Source organism: Bradyrhizobium sp. ORS 86, from assembly GCF_045571475.1.
Taxonomy (GTDB): Bacteria; Pseudomonadota; Alphaproteobacteria; order Rhizobiales; family Xanthobacteraceae; genus Bradyrhizobium.
The window spans coordinates 1629584-1647153 of record NZ_CP120699.1 but is presented as its reverse complement, the minus strand read 5'-3'; the positions used below and the strand labels follow the sequence as shown (position 1 = coordinate 1647153).

Annotated in this window: 18 protein-coding genes; 6 read left to right on the top strand and 12 right to left on the bottom strand. The window is 63.9% G+C overall.

What is annotated here, in order from left to right; all coding sequences use genetic code 11:
• Positions 1 to 128: 128 nt before the first annotated feature.
• From P6U25_RS07585 to P6U25_RS07570, 4 genes are all read right to left on the bottom strand, one after another.
• Positions 129 to 1235, bottom strand: a complete 1107-nt coding sequence (locus tag P6U25_RS07585) for an efflux RND transporter periplasmic adaptor subunit (RefSeq protein WP_407150882.1) — start codon at positions 1233 to 1235, stop codon at positions 129 to 131.
• A gap of 149 nt (positions 1236 to 1384) precedes the next feature.
• Complete coding sequence (locus tag P6U25_RS07580; RefSeq protein WP_407150881.1) at positions 1385 to 2710, bottom strand: MFS transporter; 1326 nt, start codon at positions 2708 to 2710, stop codon at positions 1385 to 1387.
• Positions 2711 to 2899: 189 nt separating this feature from the next.
• Positions 2900 to 4063 (bottom strand): winged helix-turn-helix domain-containing protein, encoded by a 1164-nt coding sequence (locus P6U25_RS07575; protein ID WP_407150880.1) that lies wholly within the window; start codon positions 4061 to 4063, stop codon positions 2900 to 2902.
• 130 nt (positions 4064 to 4193) lie between these two features.
• The gene (locus P6U25_RS07570; protein ID WP_407150879.1) at positions 4194 to 5525 is read right to left on the bottom strand and encodes a phospholipid carrier-dependent glycosyltransferase; all 1332 of its coding nucleotides are present in this window, start codon (positions 5523 to 5525) and stop codon (positions 4194 to 4196) included.
• A gap of 202 nt (positions 5526 to 5727) precedes the next feature.
• On the opposite strand from P6U25_RS07570, the gene P6U25_RS07565 reads away from it, so the two are divergent.
• The gene (locus P6U25_RS07565; RefSeq protein ID WP_407150878.1) at positions 5728 to 6438 is read left to right on the top strand and encodes a FecR domain-containing protein; all 711 of its coding nucleotides are present in this window, start codon (positions 5728 to 5730) and stop codon (positions 6436 to 6438) included.
• Positions 6439 to 6440: 2 nt separating this feature from the next.
• Positions 6441 to 7601, top strand: coding sequence for a hypothetical protein (locus tag P6U25_RS07560; RefSeq protein WP_407150877.1), 1161 nt, complete (start codon positions 6441 to 6443; stop codon positions 7599 to 7601).
• A gap of 124 nt (positions 7602 to 7725) precedes the next feature.
• Here the strand turns inward: P6U25_RS07560 and P6U25_RS07555 are convergent, their stop codons facing one another.
• From P6U25_RS07555 to P6U25_RS07545, 3 genes are all read right to left on the bottom strand, one after another.
• Positions 7726 to 8214 (bottom strand): VOC family protein, encoded by a 489-nt coding sequence (locus P6U25_RS07555; protein ID WP_407150876.1) that lies wholly within the window; start codon positions 8212 to 8214, stop codon positions 7726 to 7728.
• Positions 8215 to 8243: 29 nt separating this feature from the next.
• The gene (locus P6U25_RS07550; protein ID WP_407150875.1) at positions 8244 to 8675 is read right to left on the bottom strand and encodes a VOC family protein; all 432 of its coding nucleotides are present in this window, start codon (positions 8673 to 8675) and stop codon (positions 8244 to 8246) included.
• A gap of 104 nt (positions 8676 to 8779) precedes the next feature.
• On the bottom strand, positions 8780 to 9796 hold the full coding sequence (locus tag P6U25_RS07545) for an alpha/beta hydrolase (RefSeq protein ID WP_407150874.1): 1017 nt from the start codon (positions 9794 to 9796) through the stop codon (positions 8780 to 8782).
• Between the two features lie 209 nt (positions 9797 to 10005).
• Here P6U25_RS07545 and P6U25_RS07540 point away from each other — a divergent pair, with 209 nt between their 5' ends.
• Positions 10006 to 11532: an amidohydrolase family protein gene (locus P6U25_RS07540; RefSeq protein WP_407150873.1), complete on the top strand. Its 1527-nt coding sequence runs from the start codon at positions 10006 to 10008 to the stop codon at positions 11530 to 11532.
• Positions 11533 to 11844: 312 nt separating this feature from the next.
• Here the strand turns inward: P6U25_RS07540 and P6U25_RS07535 are convergent, their stop codons facing one another.
• From P6U25_RS07535 to P6U25_RS07520, 4 genes are all read right to left on the bottom strand, one after another.
• Positions 11845 to 12582 (bottom strand): enoyl-CoA hydratase/isomerase family protein, encoded by a 738-nt coding sequence (locus P6U25_RS07535; protein ID WP_407150872.1) that lies wholly within the window; start codon positions 12580 to 12582, stop codon positions 11845 to 11847.
• 48 nt (positions 12583 to 12630) lie between these two features.
• A complete protein-coding gene (locus tag P6U25_RS07530; protein WP_407150871.1) occupies positions 12631 to 13149 on the bottom strand; it encodes a cupin domain-containing protein in 519 nt (172 codons plus the stop codon).
• 163 nt (positions 13150 to 13312) lie between these two features.
• Positions 13313 to 14302, bottom strand: coding sequence for a D-2-hydroxyacid dehydrogenase family protein (locus P6U25_RS07525; RefSeq protein ID WP_407150870.1), 990 nt, complete (start codon positions 14300 to 14302; stop codon positions 13313 to 13315).
• Positions 14303 to 14330: 28 nt separating this feature from the next.
• On the bottom strand, positions 14331 to 14732 hold the full coding sequence (locus P6U25_RS07520; RefSeq protein WP_407152454.1) for an FKBP-type peptidyl-prolyl cis-trans isomerase: 402 nt from the start codon (positions 14730 to 14732) through the stop codon (positions 14331 to 14333).
• On the opposite strand from P6U25_RS07520, the gene P6U25_RS07515 reads away from it, so the two are divergent.
• A complete protein-coding gene (locus P6U25_RS07515; protein ID WP_407152745.1) occupies positions 14671 to 14808 on the top strand; it encodes a hypothetical protein in 138 nt (45 codons plus the stop codon). The genes P6U25_RS07520 and P6U25_RS07515 overlap by 62 nt on opposite strands.
• 14 nt (positions 14809 to 14822) lie before the next feature.
• On the opposite strand, the gene ggt is transcribed toward P6U25_RS07515, so the two are convergent.
• Positions 14823 to 16409 (bottom strand): gamma-glutamyltransferase, encoded by a 1587-nt coding sequence (gene ggt, locus P6U25_RS07510; RefSeq protein WP_407150869.1) that lies wholly within the window; start codon positions 16407 to 16409, stop codon positions 14823 to 14825.
• A gap of 167 nt (positions 16410 to 16576) precedes the next feature.
• On the opposite strand from ggt, the gene P6U25_RS07505 reads away from it, so the two are divergent.
• Complete coding sequence (locus P6U25_RS07505) at positions 16577 to 17329, top strand: rhodanese-related sulfurtransferase (protein ID WP_407150868.1); 753 nt, start codon at positions 16577 to 16579, stop codon at positions 17327 to 17329.
• Positions 17322 to 17537 carry a SlyX family protein gene (locus P6U25_RS07500; protein WP_407150867.1) on the top strand — a complete coding sequence of 72 codons (216 nt, stop codon included), beginning with the start codon at positions 17322 to 17324 and terminating at the stop codon, positions 17535 to 17537. Before P6U25_RS07505 ends, P6U25_RS07500 begins: the two co-directional genes overlap by 8 nt.
• Positions 17538 to 17570: the final 33 nt, after the last annotated feature.

Sequence of the window (17570 nt, the reverse complement as noted above, 5' to 3'; positions counted from 1 at the left end):
AAAGTCCAATCCGTTTCGACTTCAACCGTCATTGCGAGCGAAGCGAAGCAATCCATTCTTCCAGTTGCGGCGACATGGATTGCTTCGTCGCTTCGCTTCTCGCAATGACGGACCTCAATGATGCGAGACTAGAACGATAGCGACGACACGACCCGGACCTTCTGGCTCGGATCGAGCTTCTGCACGCCGAGCGCCACCACCTTGGCGCCTTCGTCGACGCCGCCGGAGATGACGACGCTGTCGCTCTCGTAGGATTTCACCTTGACCGGCTTCAGCGCGACATCGCCCTTGTCATCGACGATGAAGAGCGAGGGATCGCCGCCCTGGCTGTACAGCGCCGAGAGCGGGAGCTTGGCGACGCGCTCGCTCGCCTTGTCGGCCAGGGTTAGCGTCGCGGTCATGCCGAGCGAGACGGCATCGTCGGCATCAGGCAGCGAGAATTTTGCGAGATAGGTGCGCGTCGCCGGATCGGCTGACGGCGCGACCTCGCGCAGCTTCGCGGCATAGGTCTTCTTGGCGTCCGACCACAGCGTCACCGTGGCTACGCCCGACCTGGCACGAGCGAGAAGCGTCTCTGGGATCGCGACGACAGCTTCCTTCTCGCCAAGTCGGGCGACACGGATCGATGCCTGGCCCGCGGCAACCACCTGGCCGGGCTCGATCATGGTCGCTGTGACGACACCCCGGGTGTCGGCCACCAGCGTTGCGTAAGACAGGGAATTCCTGGTCAGCTCGACCGAGCGCTCGGCGCGGTTCAGCCGGGCCCTAGCCTCGTCGGCGGCGGCCTTGGCGGAATCGAGCTGCGCGTCCGTGGTCCAGCCCTTGGCCTTCAGATCCTTGGCGCGCTGCTCGGCGGCGGCGGCCTGCGCCAGCACGCCGGTGGCGGCGCGGAATTCGGCCTCGGCCTGCTCGGCCTGCAGTTTCAGATCGACCTCATCGAGGGTGGCCAAGGGCTGGTCGACGTCGACTGTCTGTCCGACTTCGACCAGCCGCTTGGCCACCTTGCCGGAAACCCGAAAGCCCATATCGGCTTCGATCCGGGGCTTGATCGTGCCGACAAAACTGCGCTCAGGGGTCTCGGCTTCGTAATGCACGGTCGCCACCAGAACGGGGCGTCCGGGCTCAACCTTTTCAGCCGCTTTCTCATTGCAGCCGGTCAGCGCGAAGACGGCAAAAGCCAACGACGCTCCCGTCAAGAGCCTGTAATAGCTGGATAAAACGGAACGAACGAACATCGACGCTCTCCATCGGCTGACGACTGATGAAGAGTATCGATTTATCACTGATAAATGTCAATATTCGTCAGTGAACACCAATTCGTGAGGACAGCCTCGGATCGGCGGAATCCGGGAACTGTGCATGGGGTTGTTTTCGATCTTTTTGTCTACTTCGCCCCCGCGAACTCGGTCTTGGTCTCGTGGCTGCCGAGGAAGACGAGCAGGCCCGCGATCAGCGGCAGCAGCGACAGCACCAGCAGGCCCGTGGACGTGCTGCCGGTCGCCTCCTTGACCCAGCCGATCAGGTAGGGGCCGCCGAAGCCGGCGAGGTTGCCGATCGAGTTGATCAGCGCGATCGCGCCGGCGGCCGCGGTGCCGGACAGCCACGCGGTCGGCAACGTCCAGAACACCGCAAAGGTGCAGAACACCCCGATCGCGGCGATTGTCAGCACGATCATGGTCAGGGTGGGATCGGTGATGTAGCTGGAGACGCCGAGCGCCAGCGCGGTGAGCAGCAGCGGACCGCCGACATGGAAGACACGCTCGCGCGTGGCATCCGAATGACGCGCCCACAGGATCATCGCGATGGTGCCGAACAGATACGGGATCGCGGTGACGAAGCCGGTCTGCGCGTTGGTGAGGCCGAATGCCTTGACGATCTGCGGCAGCCAGAACTGCATGCCGTAGAGCGCGGCGACGAAGCCGAAATAGATCGCGCTGAGCGCAAGCACCTTCGGCGAGGTGAGCGCCTCAGCCAGCGAGACGTGCTTGACCGCCTGCTTCGCCGCAACCTCGGCATCGAGCTTCGACTTCAGCCACGCCTTCTGCTCGGCCGAGAGCCAATCGGCCTTCTCGGGCCTATCGGTGAGATAGAACCAGGTGACGAGGCCGAGCAGCACCGAGGGGACGCCTTCGATGATGAACAGCCACTGCCAGCCCTTGAATCCCATCACGCCGTCGAGCCCGAGCAGCAGGCCCGAGATCGGCGCGCCGATCACCGTCGAGATCGGAACGGCGAGCGCAAAGGCGGCGAGGAATCGAGCGCGATATTCGGCCGGATACCAATAGGTGAGATAAAGGATGATGCCGGGGAAGAAGCCGGCCTCGGCCACGCCGAGCAGGAATCGCAGTGCGTAGAAGCTCCGCTCATCATAGACCGCCGCCATCAGCGCCGAAAGAATGCCCCAGCTCACCATGATGCGGGCGATCCAGCGGCTGGCGCCGAACTTCTCCAGCGCCAGGTTGCTCGGCACCTCGAAGATGAAATAGCCGACGAAGAAGATGCCGGCCCCGAACGAGAACACTACCGGCGAGAACTTCAGCTCCGCATTCATGGTGAGCGCAGCGAAGCCGAGATTGACGCGGTCGAGATAGGAAAAGAAATAGGCCAGAATCAGGAACGGAATCAGCCGCCAGGAGATCGCGCGGATGGTGGACGTCTCGATCTCGCTGCGAGCGCCGCTGCTGGGCGCGATGGTCGCGGTCTGGCTCATCTGTTTCCCCCAAGGTATCTGCGTGCCCCGACGATTATTGACTGGCCGCGCCTTGAGCAATGGCAAAATCTCATAGCACACAGCGTCAAACGGGAGCCGACCAATTGCTACCGTCATTGCGAGCGGAGCGAAGCAATCCATAGCGCCACAAGCGGGGGATGGATTGCACTCGCAATGACGGCGGATATATCACTCCGCGAGCTGAAAGCGCTCGAAGCGGTCGAGCTCCTCCTCGATCCGGCGCTTCAGCTCCTTGCGCGCGGCCTGCTTCCGGCCGTTGCCGATCCAGCTCCATTTCTGCATCAGCAGCTTCCTGTTCTGCCGATCGGTCTTCAGGTCGAGCGCGGCGACGATGTCGTCGCCGACCAGGACCGGTAGCGCGAAATAGCCGAACACGCGCTTCTCCTTCGGCACATAGGCCTCGAAACGATGGCCGTAGCCGAAGAACAGCTCAGTGCGCTTGCGCTGGATGATCAGGGGATCGAATGGCGAGAGGATGTGGACCAGTCCGGGATCGCCCTCAGCGGCCGGCTCCAGCACATCCGGCCGTGCCCAGTGCTCCTGCTTGCCGGCGCCTTCCAGCGCCACAGGCACAAGCTCCTTGCGGCGGACACGGGTCTCGATCAGGCGCCGCACCGCCGTCTTGCTCGGCGCGTCGAGGTGACAGACCGAGTCCAGACTGACGATGCCCTGCGCGCGCAACGCGCGATCGAGCAGATAGGCGGTGATCCCGGATGCGGAGGCGGGCTTCGGCGGCTTCTCCCAGCCGAAATGCCGGGTCGTCAGCTCATAGGTCTTCAGCATGCCGTTGCGCTCGCTGATGGTGACCACGCCGCCGTAGAAGGCAAGTTGCAGCGCGCGCTTCGAGGGCTTCCGGCTCGCCCAGAGATGCTCCTTCTCGGTCAGCACGTCGTCGTCGATGTCGCGGATGGTGAGCGGACCGGCGCGCACCAGCCGCATCACCTTGCGGGTGTCCGCCGGCGTCACCGACGAGAACCATTTATGGCCGTCGCGCTTGTGCGCTTTCATCGCCGGCAGGAAGAAGCTGATGTCCTTGGACGGGATGTAGGACAGCGCATGCGTCCAGTATTCGAACACGCTTCGGTCCGCGCTCTGCGCCTGCTTGAGGTCGACGCGGCGGTAATCCGGAATACGGGAGAACAGGATGTGGTGGTGGCAGCGCTCGATCACGTTGATGGTGTCGATCTGCACGTAGCCGAGATGGCCGACGGCCGCGGCGACCGCCGAAGCCCCCACGCCGAACGGCGCCCGGGTGTCGAGCCGTTGCGCGCGCAGCCAGATGCGGCGGGCGTCGGCGTTGCTCAACGGAAAAGGTTCGGTCGCGCGGGGCATGTTGGTGCAATGTAGCGAGATTCGCGCGTCCGTGGAGAGCGAACGCGCGAATATCAGCCTTGCGGGCGGCCCAGCGCCGCCGGCCAGCACCGGGCGTTTGGCTGAAGCCGCCGGGCTCGTCGGTGCCCTCTCAGATCCAGCTCTGGAACAACATCAGCCGGTTGAAGGTCGCCATCGATGTCTCGACGAAGGCCGCCGTGATCGGCAGCATTGCGACGAACCCAGCGCCCCCGACGGCCACGAAGGCCCAGAGCAGCCATCGCGGCGCGGGCTTGCGCGTCAACGCATAGACCAGCACGAAGCTCGCCGTGGTCGCGGCGGGCAGATAGTAATAGATGAAGCCGAGGACCCTCGGCAGCAGCGCCCAGGCGAGATATGGGCCGAGATAAAAGGCCAGCACCAGAAAGGCATCACGCCGGCGCGTGACGATCCAGTCGCGCAAAGCAATGACCAACGCGATCAATGCCGGCCACAGGATCAGCGGGTTGCCGAGAAACACGATCGCCGCGATGCGGCCATCGTCCAGCTTGTCGAACAGATACCAGACCGGCCGCACCAGGAACGGCCAGGACGGCCACGAGCTCATATAGGTGTGGCCCGCGATTGCGCTCGTCGTGTTGTCGGCAAAGATGCGGCGCTGCGCCTCCACGAGGTCGGCGACCGACAAGCCATACAGCGGCACGAAGGTCGCGAGATAGACGACCGCGGGAATCAGCACGAAGCAGGCGATGAAGTGATGGAGGCGGAAATCCGGCCAAAGGTCCGGCCGGTACCAATCCTCGGCGTTGCCATCGGCAAAGCGCGTGCGCCAGCCTTGCATCAGACGGATCGCAGCCACCGCTGCGATGCAGGTCGCGAGCACGAACAGCCCGCTCCATTTGCAGGCAATCGAGAGACCGGCGGCTAGCCCGGTCAGCGCGAAAGCAAGCTGCGGCCGTTGCTGCCTGAAACCCTGGACGAACGCCGCGATCGCAAACAGACTGAAGGCGAGCGCGAAAATATCCAGCATTGCGATCCGCGCCTGCACGACCAGCATCTGGTTGAAGAAGGCGAGCAGCACGGCCGCGAGCGCGCGCTCCTGCGATGCGAACAGCGCGAGCCCAGCGAGATAGACGCCGACCAGCGCAAGCGCACCGAACAGCGTCGCGGGATAGCGCCATCCCAGCGGCCCGTCGCCGAATGCCTTGATCGAGAGCGCGATGATCTCCTTGGCGAGCGGCGGATGCATCGGGTTCAGGATCGGCTGCTGGATGTCAGGCAAGAGCATCTGCCGCGCCGCGGGCACGTAGTGCACCTCGTCGAAATAGAGCTTGTCCGGCGTGGTGATCCCGAGCAGCAGCACGGCCTGGGCGACGACGAAGATGGCGGCCGCGACGATCGCCGTATGCGCGGCCGAACGCCGCAGAACGGAATATGGCCCGGGTACTGTGTTCACGAATCGACGACGCCGCGACGGATGCATGTGTGATCGAAGTGTGAGCTACGCCGATGTTGTCGCATGTGGCGTGTGTGATCGAAGCTCACTTTCATAACCATTCCGTTGAACGATTTCGAATCCACCGGCACCAACCATCCAATGAGCTCAGCACTGCTTGTGACAAATATACAATATCTGATGCGGGCGCGATCCGGTACGATGATGGGACAGATCGATTGGTTTTGAAATGCATTGGCGCCACGGTTTTTTCCCAATCCTTGCATTCGGTTTTGCAGTCGCACTGACGGCACGTCCGGTTCAGGCACAGACCCGCGTCGGCGAAGCCGCCGTCGTCAAGAACGAGGTCGTTCGCATCGCCGCATCATCGACGACGCAGATCAATGTCGGCGACGCCCTGCTCCGCGATGAGGTCGTTCGCACCGGTCTCGACAGCGCCACACGATTAGTGATGGCCGACAGCACCAATCTCTCGCTCGGGCCGAGCGCGACGATCAAGCTCGATCGCACCGTGTTCGACGACGAGCATCATTATCGCGATGTCGCGATCCGCCTGACATCGGGCGCATTCCGCTTCGTCACCGGGAACTCGGACAAGGCAGCCTACAGGATCACCACGCCGCTTGCGACGATCGGGGTTCGCGGCACCGTGCTCGACATCCTGTCGCAGCGCGGCCGGACCACGGTGGTGCTGCAGGAAGGCGCATCGACCGTTTGCAGCACGAGCCGGCAGTGCCTCGATCTGACTCAGCCGGGCGATACTGCGATCATCACCTCGACCGGCGGCCGCACCACGATCCAGAAGACCAACAATGCGCCCTGGACCTTTGCCGCGATTTGCAGCACGTCGGCAGGCCTCTGTTCGGTCACGCAATACGCGGATGCAACGCCGGTGTCGCCGTCGGTCGACGATCCCGCCGGCATCTTGTGCGGGCGATGACCATGGCACGGGGCATACGCAACCGATTTCCGGCCGCCGCACTGACCGCACTGCTGTCGCTTGCGATCATGCAGGCGCTGGCGGCGCCGGCGCGGGCCCAGTCGCCGACACCAACGCCCACGCCGACCTATACCCCAACCCCGACACCGACGCCGACCCCGTCATATACCTCCACCCCCACGCCTACTCCGACGCCTACTCCCACGCCGACCCCGACGGTCACTCCGACCCCGACACCGAGCCCATCGTCGTCACCGCCCCCAGTCACCGGTGCGCCGTCCAGCGGCAACTCGATCACCGGTCTCGCCGACCAGCGCTTCAACCAGATGATCACCAACCGCGTGCTCGGTTCGGTGCTGCTCGGCGTCAATGAGCAGGTCAATTGCAACGACTGTGTCAGCGCCTTCGGCTCGGCCGGCTCGTTCTCGGCCGGCATCCACGGCCGCAGAACCATCACGCCCAATCTGTCGCTGCTCGCCGGCATCGCCTACACGCAATATGGCGAAGGCGGCTACAACGTCACCAGCGCGCCGATCGGCGCCTTCGCGCTGCGCTACGATTTCGTCGACTGGGGCTCGTCCCGGCCGTTCTTCGACATCGGCACCATCCTCTCGCCGTTCGAGAAAGTGCGCTACACCCGCAGCTACACGACGAGTCTCGGCGCCGTGTCGGTCACAGGCGAGACGTCGAGCGAGAATTATGGCGTCTATGGACGCGCGGGCTGGATCAGCCGGATGTCGCCGCGCGATGAGGTCGCAGCCTCTGTCGAGGTCTGGCAGTTGTGGCAGCGGGTCAAGGGCTACAATGACCCGCTCGTGGCGTTCAATCCATTCGGCGCCTCGATCGCCGACGGCACCGATCGCACCAACCTGGTCAAGGTCGGCGGCCAGTGGACGCACCTGTTCGGATCAAGCGTCGAAGCCAACGTCAATGGCGGCTACGTGCAGTCCTTTGCCAGCCATTCCGGCATCGTCGCCACCGTCACCGGCGACGGCACCATCGTGCCCACGATGGGCAATCAAGGCTGGTTCGAATATGGCGGACGGCTCGGCTTCCGCATCACCAGCGGATGGGTCGCCGACCTCTTCCTCAACGGGACCGCCGGTCCGCAGCCGGTCGGCAACACCGTCCACGGCGGCGTGGGTCTGAGGATCAACTATTAGACACACCGTCATGCTCCGCTTCATGCGGAGCATCCAGTACGCCGCGGCCAATCCGTCAAGCATCAAGGGCTTTGGAATGCTGGATCGCCCCGGGCAAGCCGGGCGATCCAGTGAAGCCCCTACCTCACGCCGCCGCCTCGCCCTCATAGGCGCGGCGCAAGCCTTCGACGTCGAGCTTGACCATGCCGAGCACGGCCTGCATCACGCGCGCGGCAGCGGCGGCGTCGGGTCCGCCAAGATATTGGCCGACGACCGTCGGCACGATCTGCCAAGCCACGCCGTAGCGATCGCGCAGCCAGCCGCACTGCTCGGCCGTGCCACCATTGGCAAGCAGCGCGTCCCACAGGCGATCGATCTCGGCCTGATCGGCGCAGTCGATCCGGAACGAGACCGCGTGGGTGTACTCCATCTTCATGCCGCCGTTCAGCGCCATGAAGTGCTGACCGGCGAGCGTGAATTCGACCACCAGCACGGTGCCGGCCTTTCCGCCGGGGCTATCGATAACATTCTTCTGGATCGTCTCGATCCGGGAGTCGGGCAGCAGCGACACGTAGAACTTCGCGGCCTCCTCGGCCTCGCCGTCGAACCACAGGCAGGGGGACACTTTTGACATGAATCGACTCCTTGCGCCGGTGAATGCGATCAGGCCGTGGCCGCGGCGGACTGCGCCTTGGTCGCGGCTTCGACGTCCATCCACATCACTTCCCAGATGTGACCGTCCGGATCCTCGAAGCTGCGGCCGTACATGAAGCCGTAGTCCTGCTTCGGGCCCGGGTCGGCGGAGCCGCCGGCCGCCTTGGCCTTGGTCACGATGTCGTCGACCGCATCGCGGCCATCGGCGGAGAGGCAGATCAGCACTTCGCTGGTGGCCCTGGCGTCAGCGATCGCCTTCGACGTGAACTGCCGGAACTTGTCGTGCGTCAGCAGCATGACGTAGATGGTCTCCGAGATCACCATGCAGGAGGCGGTGTCGTCGGAGAATTGCGGATTCCGGGTCGCACCAATAGCCTCGTAGAAGGCGGTGGAACGGGCGAGATTGCTGACCGGCAGATTGACGAAGATCATTTTGGCCATGAGGCACTCCTTTGGGCGAAACCGTGCCCCAAGGACGAAGCCGGCGACGGGCTCCCGACATCGCCCGGCGACTTTTTCTTGCGACGTCCCGTCGCAGGCCGGCGTCAGGTGGCGATCGGCTTCGGCATGGTGAGGAAGCCCCGCGTCACGTGCCAGAACAGCTCCCGGTTGATCGCAAGCGCGACCGAATGCGCGGTGCCAGGCAGAATGATGAACTGCCGGTCACCGTTCGGCAGCTTGTTGAAGAACTCCTCCAGATCAGGCACCGCCGCGATGCCGTCATACTCACCGCGGACCAGCAGCACCGGCGCGAGCACCTTCTCCGGATGCACCACCGGCAGGTTGGCGGTCATGTCGAGATAGGTGCCGGTCGGGATCTGGTCGCCGAACTGCATTTCGACATCGGCCAGCGCCTCGATCACCGCGGGATCCGAGGTGCCCGGCTTGTCGCGAGTTGCGATCGAGCGGATCATGTCGCGGTCGCGCTTGCGCATGTTGTGCGTGCGATAATAAGCGAGCTGCTCGGCACGCTTCGCCAATGTCGGCGAGCCCTCGCCCTTGTAGGTGAAGGCCGCGAACACCAGGCGGTCGATCCGCTCGGGCTCTGCCATCGCGTAGGCGCCGGCACGGAGCGCGCCGGAAGATTCGCCGACGAAGTGATATCTCGTCTGCCCGGTTTCACGGGCGATCACCTCCGCCGCAGCCTTCAGATCCTCGACCCCGCTGGCGATATCGGCATTACCCGACGTGCGGCCCGACTTGCCGTAGTTCTCATGATCCATGGTCCAGCAATCGAAGCCGTAACGCGCGAATGTGTTGAGCAACGAATACTCGCCCTTGCCCGGGACGGTGAGGTCGAACACCCGCGACGTCACCGATGAACCGTGGACGAAGAACACCACCGGCCGCGCGGCCTCGCCCGGCTTCGGCGCGCCGATCCGCTTGCGGAACATCCACAACGGGATGTCGCCTTTCTTCGCCCAGTATTCGCTGTTCCAGATCTCGCCTTCGATGGGAACCGCCGCGGCGGCCTGCGCCGGCATCCCGGCGAATACTTCTGCTGTCGCCGCGGCGCCAATGCCCTTGATGACTGTGCGACGTGATCGGTCTGAATGCGTCATCGCGCACCTCCCCGAAGATCCGGTGCCGTCGAACATAGCAGCGCATGCGCGCTGCTGCGAGCGAACGCGCGATGTCGCGCGCGATCACAAAGGCATTGCACGACTTTGTGAATGCAACCGCCTGAGTTCGGCGCGGACGACGGATGGAGTTGAGCCTAGTCTTCGCAACGGTCCGACCGGAAACATCCGGCGCGAAGCGGGAGCAAAGTATGAGCAGCAATCTGACCGACGAAGAACTTGCCGCCTTGATGCCCTCCGAACTGTGTCAGTACCAGACGCCGATCCCGACCCAGATCGTCTCCAGCGACGAGTTCTATCCCGATCCACAGAATGAGCGGCAGCGCGAGGTCGAGGCGCGGCTACTCGCGATGGCCGATGATCTCGGCAGCCAGCAGGGCCTCGACCGCCGCAAATTCTTCCAGACCGCGGCAGGCATGGCGGCCTCCTTCGTTGCAATGAACCAAGTCTATGGCTCGCTGTTCGATGTGACGCCGGCCGAGGCCGCAACGCCTGCGATGGCCGATGAGCGCGCCAACGGGCTGAAGAACCAGTTCATCATGGACATGCACACGCATTTCCTGCGCGACGACACCCGGATCACGGGTTTCCTCGAAATGCGCAAGGCCGTCGGCAAGGCCGGCTGGAACAAGGAGCTCAGCGATCACGAGCAGACCATCGATGATCTGAAGTTCAACAACTACAAAAAGGAGATGTTTCTCGATTCCGACACCAAGATCGCGCTGATCTCATCAGCGCCGTCGGACATCGAGCAGGACTGGTTCCTGACCAATGAGCAGATGGCGGACGCCCGCAAGAAGATCAACGACGAGGCCGGCACGCGGCGCGTATTCTGTCACGCGATCTTCACGCCCGGACAACCCGGCTGGCTCGACAAGCTCGACGCCGCGCTGGCGCTCAAGCCGGAGTCCTGCAAGGGCTACACGATCGGCGACAATACCCACAAGGACATCAGCCGCTACCCATGGCGGATGGACGACGAGAAAGTCGCCTACAAGGGCTACGAGAAGATGGTGAAGGCGGGCATCAAGAATGTCTGCATCCACAAGGGCCTGTTCCCGCCAGGGATCGAGAAGCAGTATCCGAACCTGCGCGGCTTCGCCGACGTCGCAGATGTCGGCCAGGCGGCCAAGGACTGGCCGCAGCTCAACTTCGTGATCTATCACTCCGCCTATCGCCATGTCGGCGGCGATCCCAGGGTGGCGCTCGCCGAATTCGAACGTACCGGCCGCATCGCCTGGACCAGCGACCTCGCCGACATCCCCGAACAATACGGTGTCAGCAACGTCTACGGCGATGTCGGCCAGTTGTTCGCGACCACGCTGGTCGCCGAGCCGAATGTCTGCGCCGCACTGATGGGCACGCTGATCAAGGGCCTTGGTGTCGATCACGTCTGCTGGGGCACCGACGCGCTCTGGACCGGCGCGCCGCAGTGGCAGATCGAGGGTTTGCGGCGGCTGGAAATCCCCGAAATGATGCAGAAGAAGTTCGGCTATGCGCCGCTCGGCCCCGCCGACGGTCCGGTGAAATCAGCGATCTTCGGCGACAACAATGCGCGGCTCTACGGCATCCAGCCGAAGCGCGCGATGCTGGAGCTGAGCGGCGATCGCTTCGCCATGATGAAGGCGACATATGAAAAGGCCGGCCCCGAGCCGTCCAACCGGCGCTACGGCTACGTGGTGCCGAGCGGTCCGATCGATCACAGCGTGTTTGCTTGAGGCTCTAACCCCGTCATTTGCGAGTTCGGACCGGTGTGATGTCGCCGACCCGCTTTGAACGAAAGTCGGTGGGTGCACTGGACCGAGCTTGACCTGGAGCTCTTCCTAGAGGGCGGAACGAGATGCAAGGCTCGGACAGATCATGTCCGAGAATGCGGATGCACATTTTCTCTCAGTCGTCATGGCCCGCGCAGGCGGGCCATCCAGTACGCCGCGGCCTCTCGGCTCAGGCATCGGCCTCTCTGGAATACTGGATCACCCGCATGCGCGGGTGATGACACCGCGCATCGACAGCAATGACGGGACGGAATCCTATCTCCCCGTAAAGTTCGGCTTGCGCTTCTCGGCGAACGCCTTGGCGCCTTCCTTCAGGTCTTCGCTGTCCTTGATCGCGTCGAGCAGCCTGCGCACCTCGGCAACTGTCTCCAGCGGCCCCTTGGGCATGGCATCGCGGGCGAGCTTCTTCAGCGTCTGCACGACCAGTGGCGCGTTGCCTGCGATCTTGGCCGCCATCTCCTGCGCCACCGCGACGTGCTGCCCCTGCGGTGCGATCCGGTTGACGAAGCCGATCTGGTAGGCGCGCTCGACCGAGAGCTCCTCGCCGATCAGCAGGAACTCCATCGCGATCTTGTGCGGCATGCGCGCCAGCACCGAGGACACGCCGCCGCCGGTGGTGCCGATCTTCGCCTCCGGATAGACGAACCGGGTCGTTTCCGAGGCGACGCAAATGTCCGCCATCTGGACCAGCACAAAGCCGCCACCGACGACCCAGCCGGACGTTGCCGCGATCACCGGCTTATCGAGCTCGACGCCGAGGCCGGGCACCGCCTGCCACATGTTGGCGGGAAAGTCCCTGACATCAGCACCGACGCAGAAGTATTTCTCCTCGGCCGAGGCCAGCACCGCAACGCGATCATCGCTGTCGCGGAAGCGCCGCCACGTCTCGCGCAGTTCGTCGCACAGCGCGTTGTTGAGCGCGTTGTGCGACGAGAGGCGATCCATCGTGATGGTCGCGACGTGGTCGGCGCTCTCGTAGCGGACGAACGTCATGCTGGCCTCCCTGGCCGTTATAATTCAGTCGCGGCCCAGGCCGCGCCATTACTTCTTTTCGTCAGGGTGCCGGTGCACCGGATCGACCCACAGCACCGTCTCCGGCTTCTCGACCGGCTCGATGTCGAGATTGATGGCGACCGCCTCGCCGTCGGAACGCACCAGCACGCATTCCAGCACCTCGTCGCGGCTGGCGTTGATTTCCTGGTGCGGCACGTAGGGCGGAACGAAAATGAAGTCTCCGGGACCGGCTTCCGCGGTGAATTGCAGCTTCTCGCCCCAGCGCATCCGCGCCTTGCCCTTCACGACATAGATGATGCTTTCGAGGTGGCCATGATGATGCGCGCCGGTCTTGGCGTCCGGCTTGATGCTGACGGTGCCCGCCCACAGCTTCTGCGCACCGACGCGGGCGAAATTGATCGCGGCCTTGCGGTCCATGCCCGCTGTCGACGGCACGTTCGGATCAAGCTGATTGCCGGGGATCACGCGCACGCCATCGTGCTTCCAGCGCTCATCGTCGTGATGATGGTGGTCGTCGGAATGGGTGTGATCGTGGGAACCGCTCATCGTTCTTGCTTTCGAAAGTTGGGTTTGGTGCGGAAACGCTAGCGAAAAGCGCTCCTGCACGCGAGCGGAAAATCGGACCATTTCCATGTGCCGGCGCATTGGCGCGATGCATTCCGCGGCCGGCAACGAAAAGACCGACCCAACGGTGATGCAGGCGCCGCGGTCAGGGTCTCGGGCGCGCCTTTGCGAGCACATCCGGATTGACCACGTTGGTCGGCGTTCCCGCGGCATAGGCCGTGATCTGATCGAAGATATCGGTGAACTGGATTTCGTACTCGTCGCGCGAGACATAGCCGAGATGCGGGGTGCAGACCACGTTGTCCATGTTCAGCAGCGGATCGGCGATGTCGCGCAGCGGCTCCTTCTCGTAGACGTCGATCGCGGCCATGCCCGGCCGGCCTGCGCGCAGCGCGTTGACCAGCGCGCCCGGCTCGATCAGCGGTGCGCGGCTGGTGTTGACGATCAGCGCCGTCGGCTTCATGCGCGCTAGGTCCTCCGCCTTGACGATGCCGCGGGTGGCGTCGACCAGCCGCATGTGCAGCGACAGCACGTCGCAGCGCGCGAAGAAGTCCGCCTTGCTGGCGGCCGCCTCGTAGCCGTCGGCACGCGCCTTCGCCAGCGCCGCCTCGCGCGCCCAGACCAGCACGTTCATGCCGAACGCCTTGCCATAGCCTGCGACGACAGCGCCGATGCGGCCATAGCCATAGATGCCGAGCGTCTTGCCGCGCAGGGTGTGGCCGACACCGATCTGCCATTTGCCTGCCTTCAGGGCGGCCATCTGCTGCGGGATCGCGCGCATGGCGGCCAGAATCAGCCCCCAGGTGAACTCGGCGGTGGCGTAGGACGGCGTGTCGGCATGCTGGCTCGACGAGACGATGATGCCGAGCCGGGTGCAGGTCTCGATGTCGATATGGGGATAGACGCTGCGCTGGCTGATCAGCTTCAGCTTGGGCAGACGTTCCAGCAAAGGCGTGCGGATCTGCGTACGCTCGCGGATCAAGACCAGCACGTCGGTGTCGCCGAGCCGCTCGGCGAGCGCATCGACGTCCTGGACATGGTCGTTCCAGATCTTGACGTCGTAGCCGTCGAGCTTGCGGAAGCAATCGAGGGTGCGCAGCGTGTCGAAATAATCGTCGAGGATCGTGATCTTCACCGCTGCGCCTCCTGTCGTTGGGTGCCGGCTATTTCACGCCGAGCAGTTCGACGTCGAACATCAGGGTCGCGTTCGGCGGGATCACGCCGCCGGCGCCGCGAGCGCCGTAGCCGAGATTGGGCGGAATGATCAGCGTGCGCTTGCCGCCCACCTTCATGGTGGCGACTCCTTCGTCCCAACCCTTGATCACGCGACCCTGCCCGATCGGAAACTCGAACGGTTCGTTGCGGTCGACGGAGGAGTCGAATTTCTTGCCTTTCTGGCCGTTCTCGTAAAGCCAGCCGGTGTAGTGCATGACGCAGATCTGGCCGGGCTTCGGCGAGGCGCCGGTGCCGACCTTGGCGTCGATGATCTGGAGGCCTGAGGGCGTGGTCATGGGCTTTCCTGCGGTTTGGGCCGTTGCCATGCTGATGACAACGGGCGTAGAGATCGCCGCCGCGGCGGCAGCGAATGCGGTCCTGATGATGGTGCGTCGCGACGATCGCATCGGGATATCCTTCTCTTGATTGATGATGGCCGGTCAGTAGCCGAGCGCGCAACCGTCCTTGCGCGGATCCGAACCGCCGGTCAGCGTGCCCTTGTCCCAGTCGATCCAGATCGCCTGGCCGCCGCCAAGCGGCGGCACCACGCGGGTGGTCTTGTGGCCGATCTTCTTCAATCCTTCGACGATCTCCGCCGGCACGCTGTCCTCGAGCTGATAGACGCCCTCGTAATGCAGGCCGCGCGGCATGTCGATCGCTTCCTGAACGTCGCAGCCATAGTCGAGGATGTTGGTCAAAACATGGGTCTGGCCGACCGGCTGATACTGCCCGCCCATCACGCCGAACGGCATCACGGCGCGGCCATTCTTCGTCGCAAGCGACGGGATGATGGTGTGCAGCGGACGCTTGCCTGGCGCGATGCAATTGGGATGGCCGGGCTGGATGCGGAAGCCGCCGGCGCGGTTTTGCAGCAGGATGCCCGTTTTGTCGGAGACGATCGCTGAACCAAAGGAATGCGCGATCGAATTGATGAACGAGCACACGTTGCGATCCTTGTCGACCACCGTGATGTAGACGGTCGACGGATTCATCGGCGGCGCGACGTTGGGCAGGTCGAGCAGCCGGTCCATCCGGATGTTCTTGATATGCTCGTCGGCGAACTCCCTGGAGAGAATGCCGGCGACGTCGACATGCACATGCTGAGGATCGGCGATATGCTGCTCGCGCATCATGTAGGCGATGCGCGCGGCCTCCGCCTCGAGATGGAAGCGCTCGACGCTGAGCGGCTTGAATTTCGTCAGGTCGAAGCGCGAAAGGATGTTCAGCATCACCAGCATGGTGATGCCCGGTCCATTCGGCGGACACTGCCAGACGTCGTAACCCTTGTACATCGTGCCGATCGGCGAGGTCGTCTCGGTCGCGTGCGCGGCGAAATCCTCCAGCGTATGCAGGCCGCCTATTCTGCGCAGCGTGTCGACCATGTCGGCAGCGATCTCGCCGCTATAGAAGGCATCGCGCCCCTTTTGCGCGATCGCGCGCAGCGTCTTGCCGAGTTCGGGCTGACGGATCACGTCGCCGGCGACCGCGGGCTTGCCGTGCGGCAATAGGTAGCGCTCGGTGTTGGTGCCGTTCTTCAGCTTCTCGAAGCCGTTCTTCCAGTCGAAAGCGACACGCGGCGCGACGACATAACCCTCCTCGGCGGCCTTGATCGCGGGCTGCAGCAGCCGGTCGAAACTGAACTTGCCGTGATCCCGCAGAATCACGTCCCAGGCATCGACCGCGCCGGGAATGCTGACCGCATGCGCCGAGGTCAACGGCACCGAATGGATCTTGCGCTCGAGATACCAGTCGACGTTCGCCGCCATCGGTGCGCGGCCGGATCCGTTATAGGCAACGATCTTTCCCTCGCCTCTCGGCTGGACCAGCGCGAAGCAATCGCCACCGATGCCGGTCGATTGCGGCTCGATGACGCCGAGCAATGCACAGGCCGCTACCGCCGCATCTGCGGCCGTGCCGCCCTCGCGCATGACCTCGATGGCCGCGAGCGCCGCTTCCGGATGCGATGTTGCCACCATCGCGTTCTGGGCATGAACCGTGGATCGGCCGGCGAAATGGAAATTCCTCATACGGGGAGCTCGCTTGATCGTGATCTTCTGATGCCGCCGCGGCGGAGGCGGAGTACATGACACATTCGTCCCCGGCAGGGCAATGCCTGGCATGCCAGAGGAATGATCACGATAACGCATGGCTTTGCGGGGTTTCACTGGCCTGACCAGCCTGATAAACCCCCGCAATGCCCCTCAAGGTCGCCGCCTTCTACCAGTTCGCTGCGCTGCCCGATTTCCGCGCGCTGCGTGAGCCCCTGCGCGCGCTCTGCGCCGGCCTCGGTCTCAAGGGCAGCGTGTTGCTGGCGCACGAGGGCATCAATGGGACCATAGCGGGCACCACCGAGAGCACCGATGCGCTGGTCGCAGAGCTGCAGTGCGGACCGTTGTTCGGTGGCCGCCTCGACGATCTCGAGCTGAAATTTTCGGACGCCGCGCAGATGCCGTTCCAGCGGCTGAAAGTGCGGCTGAAGAAGGAGATCGTCACGCTTGGTGACACTACGGTCGACCCGACGCGGCGCGTCGGCACCTATGTCGATGCCGCCGAGTGGAACGCGCTGATTGCCTCCCCTGACATGCTGCTCCTCGACACCCGTAACGCCTTCGAGGTCGCGATGGGCACCTTCGAGGGCGCGGTGAATCCCGAGATCGCGAGCTTTGGACAGTTCAAGGACTTTGCGTCACGTCACCTCGATCCCGCCAAGCACCGCAGGATCGCGATGTTCTGCACCGGCGGAATCCGCTGCGAGAAGGCGAGCGCCTATCTGCTCGCGCATGGCTTTGCCGAGGTCTATCACCTCAAGGGGGGAATTCTGAAATATCTCGAGGCGATGCCGGAGCAGCAAAGCCGCTGGCGCGGCGAATGCTTCGTGTTCGACGAACGCGTCGCGCTTGGTCACGGCTTGCGCGAGCGCAGATCCGAAGGCACACCTCATGAATGACAGCACGAAGCTCAGCGAACGGATCGATGCACTGGAGGTGCGGCTGACCTACCAGGACGAGACGATCGAAATACTGAACCAGACCATTACAGCACAGTGGAAGCAGATCGACGCGCTGACGCGCCAGATCGCTGAGCTGTGCGACCGGCTGCAGGAAGCGGAGCGCCATGCGCCGGGCCCAGCCAACGAGCGACCGCCGCACTATTGACCGGTATCGCTTTCGACACGGCGGCAGCGGCCG